The organism is Hymenobacter cyanobacteriorum (genome assembly GCF_022631375.1).
Classification (GTDB): domain Bacteria; phylum Bacteroidota; class Bacteroidia; order Cytophagales; family Hymenobacteraceae; genus Hymenobacter; species Hymenobacter cyanobacteriorum.
In genome coordinates, this window is the sequence record NZ_JALBGC010000002.1 from 197662 (window position 1) to 215561 (window position 17900).

Sequence of the window (17900 nt, forward strand, 5' to 3'; positions counted from 1 at the left end):
CAAACGCTATTCTAATTCACCACCAGCGTCATAATCGAGTGCGCGGCCGCCTTGGTTTTGGTGCCTTGGCCGCGCATCCAGAGCTGGAATTCCTGGGGTTTGTCGGTCTGGTTCATCACCACCACGGCCACGCTGCCGTCGGGGTTGCGGTAGGCGGTGGTTTGCAGGGCGTCGCGGTTGGCGGTGGCGGCAATGCGGCGCGCGCCGGGGCGGATGAACTTGGAGAAGTGGCCGATGTAGTAGTAGGCGTTGGTGTAGATGAGCTTGCCGGCCTTGGTGTCGGCGATGATGGGGGCGAAGCAGAAGTTGCCCACGTGGTTGGGGCCGCCGGTTTCGTCGAGCAGCACGTTCCAGTCGGTCCAGCCCACGGTGCCGGCGTTGAAGTCGCCAATCATCGAGTTGCCGTACTTCTCGCCCAAGGCCCAGTCGTCCACTTTGGCCAGGTCGAAGCTCTCCTTGCAGCCCTCGGTGAAAATGAGGTTGGTGTTGGGAAAGGCCTCGTGCACGCGGCGCTCGTTGTCGAACAGCATCGAGCTGCCGGTCCAGGTTTCGTACCAGTGGTAGCCGATGCCCCACACGTACTTGGCCGCCTCGGGGTCGTCGAGCACGGTGCTGGCGCGCTGAAACAGCAGGTCGCGGTTGTGGTCCCAGGCAATGAGCTTTTTGCCGCCCAGCCCGCCCTTGGCCAGCGTGGGCCCGAGGTAGCCCTTGATGAAGTCGCGCTCCTCTTCGCCGGTGAAGATGCACGACTCCCATTTCTGAGTGGCCATGGGCTCGTTCTGCACCGAGAGGCCCCAAATCGGGATGCCTTTTTGCTCGTAGGTTTTGATGAACTTCACGTAATAGTCGGCCCAGGCCTGGCGGTACTGGGGCAGCAGCTTGCCGCCGTGCAGCATCTCGCCGTTGGTTTTCATCCAGCCGGGCGGGCTCCAGGGGCTCACGTATAAGGTGAGCTTGCCGCCGGCCGCCGCCATCACCTGCTTGATGAAGGGAATGCGGAACTGCTCGTCGTGCTGCACGCTGAAGCTTTTCAGCGCCGCGTCCTTGTCTTCTACATAAGTATAGCTGCCGCTCGAAAAGTCGGAGCTGTGGATGCTGGTGCGGCCCAGCGTGTAGCCAATGCCGCCGCTGGGGCTGTAGTAGGCTTTCAGAAATTCCTGCTGCTGCGGCTTGGGCAACTTGGCGAAGGTTTCGGCCGAGGCATCCGTCAGCGCCCCACCAATGCCCAGCATGGTCTGGAAGGCGTGGCCGGGGTCGACGAATACGCACACCTGGGTTTCGAGCGGCTGCGCGGCCGGCGCAAACTTGAGGTCGCCGGCGTCGGCCAGGCGCTGGCTGGTGCCCTGCACCGTGGCGAAAACGTGGGCCGTTTTGCCGGCCGCCGAGTAGGCGGCCGCCGCCGGTTTGGCCGGGCCGGCGGGCTTGGCGGCGGGTGTTTTCTGCGCAGCGGCGGGGCCGAAAGCCAGCGCCGAAAGAAACAGGAGGGACGGGAATTTCTGGGACATGGAGGAAGAGTAGGAGCGGGGTGAAAAACCGCTATTGCTTGCTGATTTTGAATTCGGAGTTGAAGTTGGCGCCGGCAATGCGGACGACGTACAGGCCGGTTTTCAGGGCCGAAATATCGACGGTATGCTGCTCGCCCACAGCTTCGAAGCTTTGAGCCAGCACCTGGCGGCCGGTGGTGTCCACCACGGTCAGGCGGTGGGCTTTCAGGCTGCTGGGCACCTCGTACGTAAGCGTATTGATAACCGGATTGGGGTAGAAGCCCGCAGGTTGAGCTTTCGCCTTGCCGCTGGCCAAAGCCGTGCTGCCTACCACGCCGAATACGAATTTCTCGCTGGTGGCCAGCGTGGTGCGGGTGCACGTCATGGCCTGGGTGCCGTTTTCCGACGACACGTAGGCGCCATTATTGCCCCGCAGCGAGATGGTGCCGTCGGGATTGATAAGCCACTCGAACTGCTCGGTGGTGCCCGCCGTGGCGCGGGTGCAGGTCATGGCCTGGGTGCCGTTTTCGGATGAGACAAACTGGTTGGTGAGGCTGTTCCGCAGGGTTACTTTACCATTGCCGGCCGCTTCCACCGCAAACTGTTCCCAGGCGCCGTAAGCGGCGCGGGTGCAGGTCATGGCCTGGTAGCCGCCCTCGCTCGATACAAATTTCTGGTTGCTGCCCTTCAACCACACCACGCGGTTGGCGGGGGCCACCGTGAGGCCCTGGTAGCTGCCCCCGTCGGGGTAGTTCACGATGTTGTTCTGGTTGGGGGCCAGGGCCGCGAAGGCAGGGTTGGCCACGGCATTGCCGAACAGAATGTTGGTGAGCACCTGCGGCAGCCCGGCCGGCCCGTCCACGATGTAGGGCGACGGAATGTGGAATAGGGCGGCGTTGGTGCCGTTTTCGAAGCGCTTGTAGGTCCAGTGGCACCAGCCAATGCCCACAGAGTTCAGGCTCTGGGCCGCGTCGTGCATCCAGGTGGTGGTGTTTTCGCCGGTTTCGCCCACCCAGATGGGCACGTTCCAGGTAGTGCGAAAGCGGGTGAGGTTGCCGATGGTGCGCAGGTTGTTGGGGCTGCCCGCGTCGGTGGTGCCCACGTTGTTATCGAGCAAATAGCCGGTGCCGCTGTAGCGGTGCGAGTTATACACCAGGTTGGCCTGGTTGGTGAAGGTGTTCTTGGTGAGGTTGTTGAAGTCGTTGCCGTAGCCGTTGCCTTCGAGCAGCAGCAGGTGGTTGTCGCCCTGGGCCCGCACCGCGTTGATGAGCCGCTCGAACAGGTCGTGGATGGGCTGGTTGCTGGGCACGTTGTTGGGCTCGTTCAGCAGGTCGTACATGGCCACGCGGGCGTCGTTCTTGTAGCGGGCCGCCAGCTTTTCCCACAGCCGCACCGTGACGTCCTGGTGAATGGGCTGGTTCCACAAATCGAGCGGCCGCAGGGCATCGGCAATGTTCACGTCGGTGCCCTGCGAGCCGGGCGCGGCGTGCAGGTCGAGGATGACGTACATGTTGTTGGCCGCGCACCAGGTCAGCACGTTGTCAATCAGGCGGAAGGCCTCCAGGTTGGCCGGGTCCGTAAACAGTTGGTTGGCGTTGTACCAGTCGTTGAGCGAGCTCACGTAGGTGGGGTAGGTGACGGTGCCGTGCAGCACGTCGTTGCGCACGGCGCGCTGGGCCGGCGTCAGAAACAAGTCGTAGTGCAGCGGCAGCCGCACGCAGTTGAAACCCTGCGCGGCCAGAAAATCAATGTCGGGCTTGGTGATGAAGTTGTTGCGGTAGCTCTGATAGAAGGCTTCCACGGCCGCATCGGTCATGCCGGCGGCGTAGAGGGTCTGCTTCACCGCGCCCTGGGTTTGCTTGCCGTTCACGCCCGCCCAGCCCGGCTTGATGATGTAGCCTTCCTGCAAGTGCCAGCCGCCCAGGTTCACGCCGTTCAGCAGCACCTCCTGGTTGTTGGCATTCACAATCTTGGGCCCGGCCGCGTGCAAAAAGCTCTGCGCGCGCACGGCTCCGGCCGGGCTCAGCAGCAAGGCCAGCAGCAGCAGCCAATTGCAGAAGCGGGCATTCCAGCCAGTGGGCGGCGGGCAAAACGGCGGGCGAAAGTACATAGGAAAGGGGAGTGAAGTGGCGGAAGCAAGTGCCAGGCTGTGGGCAACCGCCCACCACTGCCCGGCCCCGGCAAATGTAGCCGCCACCCCGGCACCAGAAAGGCGCAAAACGCTGCTGTTGAGCAAGTGCGGGGCCTTTTGGCGCTGCTGGCGTACACTTACCGCACACGCCAAACTGCCCGCGCGCTCACCAGGCACTCTTCGGCTGGCTTAGCCGGGTGCGTTAAAAAACACGTGAAAAATCCGGTGGGGACCTGCGCCCGCCGCTCAGTCAAGGGGCTACCACACGTAGGTGCCGGCCGAGCCGGCGGCCAGCGCCGTGGCCACGGTTTTGCCCTTGTATTCGATGTTGAACTGCGCCGGCGCGTTGCCCGTGTTCAGCACCAGCAGCACCTTTTTGCCGGCCGGGGTGCGGAAGGCCACGTTGGGCAGGTTGGTGGGCGCGTTGGTATCGACGCGCACCGAGCCGGGGCGCACAAACTTGCTGGCGTGCGCCACCGTGTAGTAGGCCGGGTTGCGCGTCACGCCGTTGCCCGAAACCGTGACGGCGCCCAGGCATTCGGTGCAGCCGCCGGAGGTGTGCGGGCCGAAGCTGGGGTCGTTGGCCAGGTTCCATTCGAGCACGTTTTTGGCCCAGTTGCGGGTAGCGCCAATTTCGAGCTCACGCACGTGGTTCGGGAAATCGGTGAGCAGATTGCCGGGGGCCTGCGTCCAGAACTCGGTGAAATATACGCCCTTGCTGGGGTAGGCATCGTGCAGCTGGTTGAGCGCCGACGACAACGGGCCGCCGTAGTTGTGGAAGGCCGAGCCTTCCACGTAGGGCCGGGCCGCCGCGTCGCCGAGCACGGCCAGCGGGTAGCCGGGCTGGTCGGGGTTGTGGTCGTAGGCGATGATTTTGGTGGTAATGCCGGCCGCCGCGAAGGCCGGCCCAATGTTGTTCTTGATGAAATTGGCCTGCTCGGCCGCCGTCATCAGCATGCTGGGCTGGTTGCCGTCGTGGAGGGGTTCGTTCTGCAGCGTCACGGCGTCGATGCGGATGCCTTCGGCGGCCATTTGCTGCACGTATTTCACGAAGTAGCGCGCGTAGGCATCGTAGTATTGCGCCTGCAGGCTGCCGCCTTTCGAGTTGTTGTTGGTCTTCATCCAGGACGGGGCCGTCCAGGGCGAACCCATGATTTTGATGTTGGGGTTGATGGCCAGAATCTGCTTCAGCACCGGAATCAAATCGACGCGGTCGGGGGCCAGGCTGAACTGGGCCAGGCTCACGTCGCCGGGCACGTCGTCGTAGGTGAACACGTGGTCGCTGAGGTCGGAAGCCCCAATGCTGAGGCGCAAATAGCTCACCCCCAGCCAGGTGCTGTCGGTGGCGAACAGCTCGCGCAGCAGGTCGGCCCGGCTGCTGGCACTCATGCGGTTGATGACCGTGGCGCTGCCCCCGGTAAGGGTGTAGCCGAAGCCGTCAATCGTCTGGTAGGTGCGGGCGGTGTCGAGGGCAATGGTGGGGTAGGGGTTGGCCGTGGTGCCGAAGTTCAGCACGTTGCGCTGCTTGGCAAACAGGGCCGTGCGGTCGGTATTCGTGAGCCAGAAGGCCACCTGCGAGGGGCCAGCGGGCGTCACCACCACCGGCGGGGTGGGGCCGGGGTCAGGGGTATCACCTTTTTTGGTGCAACCGGCTCCAGCCAGCAGCACTGCCGATAAACACAAGCCAATGAAGGAATTACGATGCATAATTGAAAAAATAAAGGCGCAAAAAAACCGGTGGCACGGCCTGGCAGCCGCGCCACCGGCCCAGAAATTAGCTTATTCGACCACCACGCGGCGGCTGGTGAGCTGGTCGCCTACCTGCAGCTTCACGAGGTAGTTGCCGGCGGCCAGCTTCTGCAGCGGGGCCAGGGCGGCGGTGTGCGGGCCGGCGGCCTGGTCGGCGTTCAGCAGGTTCAGCACGCGCTGGCCCAGGGCGTTGTACACTTCCACGCTCACGGGCTGGGTGCCGCTGGCAATGGTGTAGCTCAGCTGGCTGGCGCTGGTGAGGGGGTTGGGGTAGGTGGTGGCAGCCAGGGCCTCGGCCGTGGCTGCGCGGCTAGCCAGCGGCCCGGAGCCCACCTGGTAGGTAAAGGACTGCGAGCGCGCAATGGTGCTGAAGTTCGGGTCGGTACCCAGGTCGGTGGTCTGGCCCGCAATCTGGGGCAGCACGTCGGAGTAGAAGTCGCCGTTGTCGGCCACGTAGGCGGCCATCACCCGGAAGAGGCTGCCGGTCGCGGCCCCGCCCAGCGAACTCAGCGGGAATTCCATTTCCCAGCCGGTGGTGGTGTTGGCCGTGACGCTGCCGGCCGAGCCGGTTTTGAACGCCGTCTTGGCCCCCACAAAGTTGGTGGTAGCATCGGTGATGTTGAGGCTGGTGCCCTGCTTGTCGGTTGGGCCGAGGTATTTATCGGGGGCGCGGCCGGCCGTGTTTAGGGCCACGGTCAGGTCTTCCTTGCTGTGGTAGGAGTTGAGGTCGGTGCTGGTGAGGGGCGACACCGTGACGCGGAAGCCGAAATCGGCCGGCATGTCGAGGGTGGGGCGGTGGCGTAGCTGCGACGACGTGTCGTCGCCGCCGGGCAGGCGGGTGCCGGCGGCCACGCCGGTTTTGTTGGGCGTGTCGAGGTAGAGCACCACCGAACTGTACGACGTCTGCTCGGGCGAAGCCACCACCATAATGTTGAGCGTGGTGGCCGTGGTGCCCATGTAAATGGCTTTCAGGCCCCGGTCATTCACCGAGTGGGTGCCCGAGTAGGTGCCCAGCAGCTGGTACTTGCCCAGGCCGGTACCAACCTCGGCAGTCGACAGGGTCCCGTCGACGGTGAACTGGGCCTGAGCACTCAGCGAGCTGAGGGCCAAAGCGGCGAGGGCGGAAAGAGTAAAATGCTTTTTCATGGGAATTTGGGAAGAAAAAGTGAAAAAAGTGGGAATAAGAAAAAATGGGGAACGAGTCAGATTTTTACCAAACGTAGGTGCCCACGGCCCCGGCGGGCAGCGTAGCCGCCGCCTGCCGCCCGCCCTGGCGGATGCTGAAGGTTTGCGCGGCCGCGCCGTCGTTCAGCACCACCAGCACGCGCTGGCCGGCGGGCGTGCGGAAGGCCACGTTGGGCAGCTGCGCGGGCAGGCTGGAGGCAATGCGCACCGAGCCGGGCCGGGCAAATTTGCTGGCGTGGGCGATGATGTAATAAGCTTCGTTGCGCGTCACGGTGTTGCCGGCTAGCGTGAGGGCCCCCAGGCACTCGGTGCAGCCGCCGGGCGTGTGCGGGTTCTGCTGCGGGTCGGCGGCCAGGTTCCACTCTAATACGGTGCGGGCCCAGTTGCGGGTTCCACCAATTATCAGGGTTTTTACGTGCCAGCGCAGGTTTTCGTCGAACTTGCTTTTCGAGCCCACCCACTGCTCGGTGAAATACACATTCTTCTCGGGATGAGCGTCGTGCACCTTGCTCAGCGCCTCGATGGGGCCGGCGTAGAGGTGGAACGCCGAGCCATCGACGTAGGGCGCGGCCGTGGCGTCGTTCAGCACCGTGAGCGGGTACTCGGGCTTGTCGGCGTTGTGGTCGTAGCAGATAATTTTCGTGTCGAGCCTGGCCTGCCGGAAGGCTGGGCCGAGGTGCTTGCCGATAAATTCGGCCTGCTGCTCGGCCAGCATCAGCAGGCTGGGGTTGTTGCCGGGGTGCAGCGGTTCGTTCTGCACCGTAATGGCGTCGATGCGCACGCCGGCCGCCTTCATGCCCTCAAGGTATTTCACAAAATACCGCGCGTAGGCGTCGTAAAATTCCGGCTTCAGGCTGCCGCCCTTCGACTCGCCGTTGGTCTTCATCCACGTCGGCGGCGACCACGGCGACCCCAGGATTTTGATGCGGGGATTGATGGCCAGAATCTCCTTTAGCACCGGCAGCAGGTGCATCTGGTCGGGCGCGAGGCTGAAGTGCGCCAGTGTCGGGTCGGTTTGTCCGGCGGGCAGGTCGTCGTAGCTGAACACCCGGTCGTCGAGGTCCGACGCGCCGATGCTCACCCGCAGGTAGCTCACGCCGATGTTGCGGCCGTCGGTACCGAACAGCTCGCGCAGCAGCCGGGCGCGCTCGGCCGGGGCCATCTGGTGCAGCAGCTGGGCGCTGCCCCCCGTCAGGCAGTAGCCGAAGCCATCGATGGTCTGGTAGGTTTTAGCCTCGTCAATCTCAATGCTCGGGTAGGCACTGGTGCCGGCCGCAAATTTCAGCGTGCCCGGCTGCGGCTGAAACAGCAGCTTCTTATCAGCCGTGGTGACCCACGCCGATACGCCGGTGCTCTTCGCCGGGCCGGGCTTGAGCAGGCGTTGGGCCTGCGCCGTGGGTGCGGCGCAGGCCGCTAGCAGCGCCAGCCGCAGCACGGGTAAAAACAGCTGACGGGAGAGAGAAGAGGGCATGAAATCGAAGAAAGAAAAGCCGGAATTAAGCCGTGCGGCGCACATGGCCGCGCAGGCCGTACCACACGATGTAGGCGTAGCACAGCACCGGCAGCACCAGGGCCAGGCGCAGCGAGCTGGCATCGGCCAGCAGCCCAAACAGCGGCGGAATGACCGCGCCGCCCACAATGGCCACGTTCAGCAGCCCGGAGGCTTCTTCGGTGTGGCGGCCCAGGCCAGCCACCGCCAGCGTGAAAATGGTGGAGAACATGATGGAGTTCATCAGGCCCACGGCCAGCAGGCTCCACATGGCCATTTCGCCGGTGGTGCTGGCCGAAATCACAACCAGCAGAATTGCTCCAAAACCAGTGAAAGCCAGTAATCGGCCAGCCCGGAATTTATTCAGCAGAATTGCTCCGATAAACCGGCCTGCCATAGCTCCGCCGCCATAAAAGGCGATTTTTTTGCCAGCAAGCTTGGGGGCCATATTCATAACATCGGACTGGCCGAGGTAGCTCACAATGTGCGAGCCAATGGCTACTTCAGCCCCCACGTAGGCAAAAATGCCCACCATGCCCAGCACCAAGTGGCGGTAGTGCCAAGCGCGGCGGCTGCCATCATCGGTGGGGTCGGGGGCGTGCGTGATAACCGGCAGCTTGATAAAGCTTAGGACACCGCTAATAAGAATGAGCACCCCGCCAATGCAGAGGTAGGGCATCTGCACTGCGTGTACATCGATGGCATCGGCAGCGCGCGCAGCATCGAGGTCGGGCAAATGCGAGAGAATAAGGGCGGCCCCAACCAGCGGGGCCACCGTGGTTCCCACCGAGTTGAAGGCCTGCGTCAGGCTAAGCCGAGACGGTGCCGACTCCGGCGGCCCCAGCACCGCTACGTATGGGTTGGCCGCAACCTGTAGCAGCACGATGCCGGTAGCTAGCACGAATAAAGCGCCCAGAAACAAGCCGTAAGAACGGCTTTCGGCAGCTGGATAAAAGAGAAAGCAGCCGCCAGCTGCAATAAGAAACCCTGTGAGCATACTGCCCTTATAACCCAAGCTGCTAACCACTTTGCCCGCCGGAATTCCCATCACGAAATAGGCCCCGAAAAAACAAAAATTAATCAAACCGGCCTTCGCATAGCTGAGCTGAAAAATGGCTTTGAAGTAGGGAATCAGAATGTCGTTCAGGCAGGTGATGAAGCCGAACGAGAAAAACAGCACCGTAAGCGCTGATAGCGCCGAAGCGTAGCGCGGCGCGGCGGTGCCGGCCGGCAGCACCGGCGAGGAAGAAACAACTGGCGCGAAGGCGGGAGCAGCCATTGGAAAGGGGAAATGGGTGGGAGTGGATTAAAAGAATCGGACTAAGTTCGTCATCCTGAGCTTGCAAAGGACCTTCTCACGTTGGCGGTGTTTGCACGATGCACAATTGCCCTGTCGTAAATAAGGTCCTTCGCAAGCTCAGGACGACAAACGAGGGGTACGTCCTCTTTAAAAAATGTCGTCCCGGGGCAGGTACTAACTATTCCCACCATGTTCCCTGCCCCGAAGACGACCCCGGTACTACTAGTAGCCAGGATTCTGTTGCAGCTGCGTGTTGGTGTTCAGCTCGCTTAGGGGCAGGGGAAACAGCAGGTAGTTCGCATCGCGCGAGCCACGCTTCTGGGCAATGACATCGAGCGCCGTAACGGTGTGGCGCACGGTGCTCGTGGCCTGCTCGTGGCGGGCGTAGCGGATGAGGTCGAACCACCGCTCGCCTTCGAAGGCCAGCTCCAGGCGGCGCTGCTTGTCGATTTCGGTGCGCAGCGTGACCTGGCTGGCCGCTTCGGGGCTGGCCGCCGTGAGGGCCTGCAGGCCGGCGCGCTGCCGAATGGGGTTCAGGTAGCCGAGCACGGTGGCGGCGGGGTTGCCCGCTTCGTTGCTGGCTTCGGCGGCCGTGAGGTACACTTCGGCCAGGCGCAGCACGTAGTAGTTGTCGGTCGAGTTGAAGCCGTTGCCGTCGCTGCGCCACTTCCACACGAAGGGGCCGCGGTCGTTGCTGTTGTTGCTGCGGCCGTCCACGTAGCTGGCGTGGTTGCGGCCGGCGGGCACGCGGCCCTGGTAGCTCCAGCGCTGGTCGTTGGTGGTGTCAACCACCGACGTGAGGTCGGTGGTGCGGGCCGCGCTGCCCTGCACGAACAGCGTGGGGATGTTGAACTTGGGGAACGAGTACGTGGCCGGCGGCGAGGGCATGATGATGTCGGGCAGCGTGAAGAAGGTGCCACCGTCGGTGCTGCCCGAAAACTGAACTTCAAATACCGATTCGGGCTTGTTTTCGGCCGGGTACAGCGAGTTGAAACCCTGAAGTGAGTAGTTGCCTCGGCCAGCCAGCACCTTGTCGGCGGCCTCTTTGGCGGCGGCCCAGTTGCGCTGGGTGAGCTGCACGCGGCCCAGCAGCGCATTGGCCGAGCCCTTGGTGGCGCGGCCCGTGTTCACGTCGGCCATCAGGCCGGCAGCGCTGGTCAGGTCGTCCACAATGCGGGCATACACCTGGTCGGCGGGCGTGCGGAGCAGATTCAGCACGGCGGGGTCGCCGCTTTCGGTGGGCTCCAGGCGCACCGGCACGGCGCCGTACAGGCGCACCAGGTTGAAGTAGCACAGGCCGCGGATGAAGCGGGCCTCGCCCACAATCTGGTCGCGGCGGGCAGCGGGCATGCTGGTTACCCCCGGCACGTATTTGATGACGGAATTGGCCCGGTTGATGGCCCGGTAGTTGTCGCGGTACACGTCGTACACCTGGCCCGTCGAGGAGTTCCAGTTGATGTCGTCGAGCACGCGCACGTCGTTGTTGCCGCTGGTGCAGTCGTCGGAGGGCATGTTGCCCACCAGGTTCAGCACCTCGGCGTAGCAGCCCTTGCTTTGCAGGCCGTCGTAGGCGGCGGTGAGGGAAGCTTCGGCATCGGTGGCCGATTTAAAAAAGTTGGAGGGCGCGACAGTCGTCAGCGGTTCCTTGTCCAGCACGTTGCAGCTGGCCAGCAGCAGCAGCGCGAAAGCAGCAGGAATGAACGTTTTTTTCATGGGAATAGGAGGCTAGGCAGACAAGCGGCTTAAAACGAGGCGTTGAGACCCACGGTGTAGGTGCGCGACTGCGGGTACACCCCAAAGTCGCGGCCCTGGCCGGTGGTCGAGAAGGGGTCGGAGCTTACTTCCGGGTCGTAGCCCGAGTAGTGCGTCCAGGTCACCAGGTTCTGGCCGGTCACGTACAGGCGCAGGTTGCTGAGGGCGGCGTGCTTGATGAGGCTCGTGGGCAGGTTGTAGGCCAGGGTCAGGTTCTTGAGGCGCACGTAGGAGCCGTCCTCGATGAAGCGGTCGGAGTAGCGGGCGTTGCCGTTGGGGTCGGCGGCAATGGCGCGGGGCACGTCGGTGTTGGTGTTGGTGGGCGTCCAGCGGTTCAGCACGCGGGTGGTCTGGTTGTTGGGGTTCGACATGCTTTCCAGCGTTTCGCGGTTCTGGTTGTAGATGTCGTTGCCGAAGCTGCCCTGGAAGAAAATGCTTAGCTCCAGCCCTTTGAAAGTGAAGGTGTTGGTCACGCCCGCCACCGACTTGGGGTTGGGGTTGCCGATAATCGTGCGGTCCTTGTCGTTGATGATGCCGTCGCCGTTCAGGTCGCGGAAGCGGATATCGCCGGCGGCCGTTTTGCCGGGGCTCTGCTTGGCGGCGGCGTCCACCTCGGCCTGGCTCTGGAAGATGCCCTGCACCTGGTAGGCGTAGAACACGCCCAGGGGCTGGCCCGTCAGCACGAAGCCGTTGCCGGAGGGCAGGCGGCGGTCGGTAATGATACCGTCGCTGTTCACGCTCTGGCCCAGGTCGAGCACCTTGTTGCGGTTCATCGTGAAGTTCAGGTTGGTCGTCCAGCCAAAGCCGTTGAGGGGCTGCACGTTGTTGGTCGTCAGGCCCAGCTCAATGCCCTGGTTCTGAATGCTGCCCACGTTCTGCAGAATGCGCAGGCTTTCGGCCCCGGTGCTGAGGGGAATGTCCACGAACAGCAACAGGTCCTTCGTGTGCTTGCGGTACACGTCGGCCGTAAAGGTGAGGCGGTTATCGAGCAGGCCCAGGTCCAGGCCAGCGTTGTACTGGTAGGTGGTTTCCCACTTCAGGTCGTTGTTGCCGATTTCGCTTTGCGTCACGCCCGGCGCCACCGCGCCGTTGGCGCCCGGGTAAAAATAGCCCACGCCGTACCGTGAAAAGCGCTGGTAGGTGTAGAATTCCTGGTTGCCGTTGGCCCCGAAGCTGCCGCGCAGCTTCAGGTCCGATACCACCTTGTTCTGGGGGAAGAAGGCTTCTTTCGACACGCGCCAGCCCAGGCCCACGGCCGGGAAGTAGCCGTATTGCTTGCCCGGCCGGAAGCGGCTGCTGGCATCGGCCCGCAAGCTGATGGAAGCCAGGTAGCGCTGGTCGTAGTCGTAGGTGGCCCGGCCAAAGAAGCTGAGCAGGCCCCACTGGTCCTGGTAGCTGCTGGGCTGCAAAAACACCGAGCCGCCGTTCAGGTAGGGCACCGCGTTGGAGGAGTAGCCTTTTACGCTGGCGCTCGACGTGAACCGGTCCGATACCTGCATCGACTCGCCGGCCAGCAGCGTCAGGTTGTGCTTCTCGCCCAGGTTGGGGCGGTAGGTCAGGGTGTTTTCCTGCAGCCAGATAACCTGCTGGTTGGTGCCGGTGCGGCCCGAGCCTTTATTGGCCTCGCTGGCCGTGGCCGTGCCCGGGTAGTCGCGGCTGATGAATTCGTTCTCAATCTGCGAACGGAAGTCGATGCCGGCCGTCGAGCGCAGGGTTAGGTTTTTCAGAATGTCCAGCTCGGCGTATACGTTGCCAATAACCTGATAAATAACGGCCTTGTTGCTGCTTTCGAGCAGGTTGCCAATGGGGTTGTCGAAATTGAGGCTAAACGGGTTCACCGCGTAGGTGCCGTTGGGGTTGCGCACCGGCATGGTGGGCAGCGAAGCCAGGGTGCCCAGCACCGTGCCCGAGCTGCCGGCCCCGTTTTCGCTGCGCGAGCTGTTATTGTTGTTGGTGCGGCTCAGGTTCAGGCTGGTGCCGGCCCGGAAGCGGCTGCTCAGCTGCTGGTCGAGGTTGAGCTTGAAGGTGTAGCGGTCGAAGCCCGAGTTCAGGCTGATGCCGTCCTGCTTGAAGTAGCCGCCAGCCAGGTAGTAGCGGGTTTTCTCGGTGCCGCCGCTCACGTTCAGCTGGTAGTTCTGGATGTTGGCCGGCCGGTACACCTCGTTCTGCCAGTCGGTGTTGGTGCGCACCGTGTCCGGGTTGTAAGCCGGCGAGAGGCCGCTGTTCACCCGCTGGTCGTTGAACAGCTGGGCAAACTGCTTGCCGTTCAGCAGGTCCAGCTTTTTGCGGATTACCTGGCGCCCGAAATAGGTGCTGAAGCCCACCGTGGCCTTGCCCACCTTGCCGCGCTTGGTCGTAATCACCACCACGCCGTTGGAAGCGCGCAGGCCGTAAATGGCTGCTGCCGCGCCGTCCTTCAGCACGTCGATGCTCTCGATGTCGTTGGGGTTGATGGCATTTAGCGGGTTGGGGCGCTGGCCGCCTACCGAAAGTTCCTGGTCGTACGTGGGCAGCACCGGAATGCCGTCAATCACATACAGCGGCGAGGCGTTCAGGTTCAGCGTCGAATTGCCGCGAATCCGCACGTTGATGCCCGCGCCGGGCGCGCCGCTCGGGGCCGTCACCTGCACGCCGGGGGCCTGGCCCTGCAACGCCTGGTCGAAGCCCGCCACTGGCTGGCGCTCAATGGCCGCCGAGTTCACCGAGGTAACCGACGTAGTAAGTTCCTGGCGGCTCTGGGTGCCGTAGCCCACCACCACTACTTCGTTCAGCGCCTGCTGGTCGTCCTTCAATACCACGGCCAGCGAGGTGGTCGCACCGGTCACGGCTATTTCCTGCCGCCCGAAGCCCACAAAGCTGAACACCAGGGTGCTGCCCTCGGGCACGCTCAGCGAGAAGCTCCCATCGGCTCCGGAGGTGGTGCCGATGCTGGTGCCTTTCACCAGTACCGTCACGCCGGGCAGGCCGTCGCCGTTGGCCTGCGTCACGCGGCCGCTCACGGGCACGTCCTGCACGTTGGCGCCGCTGGCCGTAGTCGTAGTGCCGCCTGCGTTGCTGGTGCCGCCGGCGGCGGCCGACTGGCTCACAATCAGGTAGTAGTCATCACGCAGCTTCTTGAAGCGCAGCTCGGCCTGGGGCAGCACGGCCGCCAGCTTGCGGTCGAGCGTCGTGACGCCGGCCTGCGGAACCACGCGCTTGGCGCCCACCAGCGAGCTTTCGTAAAAAATCGTGACGTGGTGGTCCTTTTCCCACTGCTTGAGCAGGGTTTTGAGGGCCACGGTTTCGCTAGCGGCGGGCTCGGGCGCGGGCGCAGCCTGGGGCTGCTGATGCATGGCCAGCAGCTGGGCCGAAGCCGGCATAGCCGAAGCCTGAAATACCAGCATCCCGGCCGTGAGGCAGACCGGCAGGGCATAGTGCCGGCGCAGGTGCGTATAAGGTCTTTTCATGGAGTGAGAAGGGTTTTTGGCCCGCTGGTGGGAGCGGGGCAGTGGGAATTTGCGGTTTAGTTGGCGCGGGCCGGGGCCGGGTGCGCCGGGCCGGGCAGCTCCGATAGCACGATGCGGCCCGCCTCGCGGGTGGCTTTCAAATGGAAGGTTTCCTGCAGGGCCTGGAGCAGCACTTCGAGGTCGCTCACGGGCACGGTGCCGGTCATGCGGCGCTCGGCCAGGGCGGGGCTGTTCACCACCACTTCCACGCCATAAGTGTCCTGCAGGCGGGTGGCCAGCTCGGCAATGCTGGTTTCTTCGAGCACCAGCTTGGCGTCTTTCCAGGCGGCGTAGGGGGCGGTGCGCACGGCCTTGTGCACGGGGGCCTGGGGCTGGGCATCGCGGGTTTCGAGCAGCTCACCGGGCTTCAGAATCACGTCGGGCCGCTGCTGGTCGTCGAAATCAACCCGCACCTTGCCCGATAGCAGCACCACCCGCGCCTGGTCGCGCCGGCGGTACACGGTGAACTTGGTGCCCAGTACTTCCACCGCAAAACCGGCCCGGGTGTGCACCACAAAGCGCTGGTTGTTGGGCTGGTGCTTCACCGAAAAGTAGCCTTCGCCGTCGAGCCACACCTCGCGGGGCTTGCTGGCCACCCAGCCCGCCGCGTAGCGCAGCGTGGAGTGGCCGTTCAGCGTCGCCTCCGAACCGTCGGGCAGCTTGATGGTGTGCACTTCGCCGTAGGCCGTGGCCACTTCCTGCGCGGCCGGGGTGCGCTGCGTGAGCAGCCAGCCGCCCACGGCGGCCGTGCCCGCCAGTGCGGCCGCCGCCGCCCAGCGCCGCCACACCGGCGCGGCCACCGGGGCCGGCTCGCCGAAGCCCAGCTTCAGGTGCAGCGAGTTCAGCAGGGCATCGTAGTCGGGCTCTTCGGCGGCCAGGGGCACGCGGGTAGGGGCGGCGGCCAGGGCTTCCCAGTGCTGGTGCATCCAGGGCTGGGCCAGCTGCTGGTTGGCGGGCTCGGCCAGCCAGGCCGCCACGGCTTCGGCCTCGGCCGGCGTAGCCTGGCCGGCGAGGTAGCGTTGGAAAAGTTCTTCGGTAATAACTGGAGGCATGCGAGGCCGGGGAAATCGATGAAAAAGAAATGACCGGGGTAAGAGCCAGTATTTCAGGGTGAAAGGCTGCGCGCGGAGTGGCGGATAGCAAACGATTGGGGCACAATTCCCCAATCGTTTGCAGTAATACACCGCTAGCGCCAGGTACCCTTACTGGCTGCGAAAGTTTTTTTGAGGAAGTTTTGGGAAGGTAGGGGCGGGGCTTGCCCCCGCCCGGACGCTCGCACCGTTTCAATGTTTCCGCTCAACGCTCGGGCAGGGGCAAGTCCCGCCCCTACACCGTTCAGGAATTCATCAGGGCCAGCCACAGCGCCAGCGCCACAATGCTCTCGCCGTGGGCCTGGAAGTAGCCGCGCAGAAATTTCAGCGCGTGGGTCATCTGGGCCTCCACGGTTTTCACCGACAGGTTGAGCTGCTGGGCGATTTCGGGGTAGGAGAGGCCCTGCTGCCGGCTGAGCATAAAAATCTCGCGGCGCTTGGGCGGCAGCTGCTCCAGCGCCGCCTGATACAGCGATTCCAGCTCGCTGAACTCGGCCCCGTTGCCCACCTGCGCGGGGGCTAGGCCCGCCGAATACGTCTGGAAACGCTGGCGCTGCTGCTGCCGCCGCAGCTGGTTGAGGATGGCATTATGCGCCGTGGTGAAGAGGTAGGCTTTCAGCGGCACGTCGGGCCGCAGCTGCTCGCGCTTCTCCCAGATTTTCAGAAAGCACTCCTGCACAATCTCCTCGGCGTCGGTTCGGGCCTTGAGGTAGCCGTAGGCAAACCGGTACACCAGCGCGCTGTAGTGCCGGAACAGGGCATCAAAGGCCCGTTCGTCGCCTTCGTTGAGGCGGCGCAGCAGGTCCGGTTCCGAAAAGTCGCGGGCTATTTCCAATTCGCGCGGGGGTGATTCGATTTGAAAATTAACAATTGGGAAACAAGCAAAATCCGGTCAGGATAGTTCTCTGGCTACTAACTTAGCCCGAAATGGCCATTGCGCACTCGCGGCACAATGGGCCAATGCCGGAAGCTGGGCCGGAAATGGAGCAGTGAGTCGTTACCTAAGCGGTAGTAGCCGGACTTTTTTCACGTTAATTTTCTGCAAGATGCAAACCCGCCGGGCTTCCCTGACCGATTTGGCCACGGCACTTCAGCTTTCGCCCTCCACCGTGTCGCGCGCGCTGGCCGACCACAAGGACGTGAGCGAGGCCACCAAGCTGCGCGTGCGCCAGCTGGCCGCCGAGCTGCACTACCAGCCCAACCAGTTGGCCGCCTCGCTGCGCCGGGGCCGCACGCACACCATTGGCGTGCTGGTGCCGCACATCACCGGCCACTTTTTTCCGCAGGTGCTCGACGGCATTGCCGCCGAGGCCAGCAAGTCGGGCTTCAGCGTGATGATTTTTCAATCGAACGAAAACGCCGCGCAGGAAAAGAAAAACATTGAGCTGCTGATGAACTCGCAGGTCGAAGGCATTCTGGTGTCGCTGGCCAATACGACCACCGATTTCAGCCACTTCGAGCTGGCCCGGCAGCACAACGTGCCGCTGGTGTTTTTCGACCGCGTGCTCGATAATTTCAAAGGCGACAACGTGAGCGCCGTGATTCTGGATGACTACCAGGGTGCCTACCAGGTGGTGTCGCACCTCATCGAGCAGGGCTGCACGCGCATTGCTCACCTTACCGGCCCGCGCCAGCTCAACATCCACCGCAACCGCCACCAGGGCTACCGCGACGCCCTCACTGCGCACGGCATCGCTATAAACGAAGAATACATCGCGCAGTGCGAAATGAGCCAGCAGGGCGGTGCCCAGGCCATTGCCGAAATGCTGAAGCTGCCCCAGCGGCCCGATGCCGTATTCGGCTCCAACGACCTGACGGCGGCCGGCGCCATGCAGGTTATCAAAGCCCACGGCCTGCGCGTGCCGCACGACGTGGCCGTGGCCGGCTTCAGCAACGAGGCCTTCGCCACCCTCACCGAGCCCAACCTCACGTCGGTCGACCAGGGCTGCGAGACGATGGGCATCTCGGCCGTGCGCCTGCTCCAGAAAATTCTCAACCCCAACCCCGACCGCCTCGCCCAGCCCCGCAACGTCATCCTCAAGCCCCGGCTGATTGTGCGGGAGTCGTCGCAGCGGCGGTAGGCGGAAAGGTTAAAAAAAGAGCGGCGGCCCAAGTGGGCCGCCGCTCTTTTTTGTACGCTTAAAATGGATAGGAAGAACGTCATGCAGAGCGCAGCGAAGCATCTTTACCTAGAGAGCAATTAATTGCGTTGAGCGGTAAAGATGCTTCGCTGC

11 protein-coding genes are annotated in these 17900 nt (G+C 63.6%); 1 reads left to right on the forward strand and 10 read right to left on the reverse strand.

Going from position 1 to position 17900, the window contains the following annotated elements; all coding sequences use genetic code 11:
* Positions 1-11: 11 nt before the first annotated feature.
* From MON38_RS06100 to MON38_RS06145, 10 genes are all read right to left on the reverse strand, one after another.
* Positions 12-1505, reverse strand: a complete 1494-nt coding sequence (locus MON38_RS06100) for a glycoside hydrolase family 30 protein (RefSeq protein WP_241935266.1) — start codon at positions 1503-1505, stop codon at positions 12-14.
* A 31-nt stretch (positions 1506-1536) separates the two neighbouring features.
* Complete coding sequence (locus MON38_RS06105; RefSeq protein WP_241935267.1) at positions 1537-3594, reverse strand: cellulase family glycosylhydrolase; 2058 nt, start codon at positions 3592-3594, stop codon at positions 1537-1539.
* A gap of 279 nt (positions 3595-3873) precedes the next feature.
* On the reverse strand, positions 3874-5322 hold the full coding sequence (locus MON38_RS06110; RefSeq protein WP_241935268.1) for a glycoside hydrolase family 30 protein: 1449 nt from the start codon (positions 5320-5322) through the stop codon (positions 3874-3876).
* Between the two features lie 72 nt (positions 5323-5394).
* Entirely contained in the window at positions 5395-6510 is a 1116-nt protein-coding gene (locus tag MON38_RS06115) for a T9SS type A sorting domain-containing protein (RefSeq protein WP_241935269.1), read from the reverse strand.
* Positions 6511-6574: 64 nt separating this feature from the next.
* Positions 6575-8020 carry a glycoside hydrolase family 30 protein gene (locus tag MON38_RS06120; protein WP_241935270.1) on the reverse strand — a complete coding sequence of 482 codons (1446 nt, stop codon included), beginning with the start codon at positions 8018-8020 and terminating at the stop codon, positions 6575-6577.
* Positions 8021-8045: 25 nt separating this feature from the next.
* Positions 8046-9317: a sugar MFS transporter gene (locus MON38_RS06125; RefSeq protein ID WP_241935271.1), complete on the reverse strand. Its 1272-nt coding sequence runs from the start codon at positions 9315-9317 to the stop codon at positions 8046-8048.
* A 243-nt stretch (positions 9318-9560) separates the two neighbouring features.
* Positions 9561-11051: a RagB/SusD family nutrient uptake outer membrane protein gene (locus tag MON38_RS06130; protein ID WP_241935272.1), complete on the reverse strand. Its 1491-nt coding sequence runs from the start codon at positions 11049-11051 to the stop codon at positions 9561-9563.
* Positions 11052-11080: 29 nt separating this feature from the next.
* The gene (locus tag MON38_RS06135) at positions 11081-14536 is read right to left on the reverse strand and encodes a SusC/RagA family TonB-linked outer membrane protein (protein WP_241935273.1); all 3456 of its coding nucleotides are present in this window, start codon (positions 14534-14536) and stop codon (positions 11081-11083) included.
* Positions 14537-14592: 56 nt separating this feature from the next.
* A complete protein-coding gene (locus MON38_RS06140) occupies positions 14593-15627 on the reverse strand; it encodes a FecR family protein (RefSeq protein WP_241935274.1) in 1035 nt (344 codons plus the stop codon).
* 283 nt (positions 15628-15910) lie between these two features.
* Complete coding sequence (locus MON38_RS06145) at positions 15911-16501, reverse strand: RNA polymerase sigma-70 factor (protein WP_241935275.1); 591 nt, start codon at positions 16499-16501, stop codon at positions 15911-15913.
* A gap of 211 nt (positions 16502-16712) precedes the next feature.
* Between MON38_RS06145 and MON38_RS06150 the strand changes: the two genes are divergently transcribed.
* Positions 16713-17747: a LacI family DNA-binding transcriptional regulator gene (locus MON38_RS06150; RefSeq protein ID WP_241935276.1), complete on the forward strand. Its 1035-nt coding sequence runs from the start codon at positions 16713-16715 to the stop codon at positions 17745-17747.
* Positions 17748-17900 lie beyond the last annotated feature (153 nt).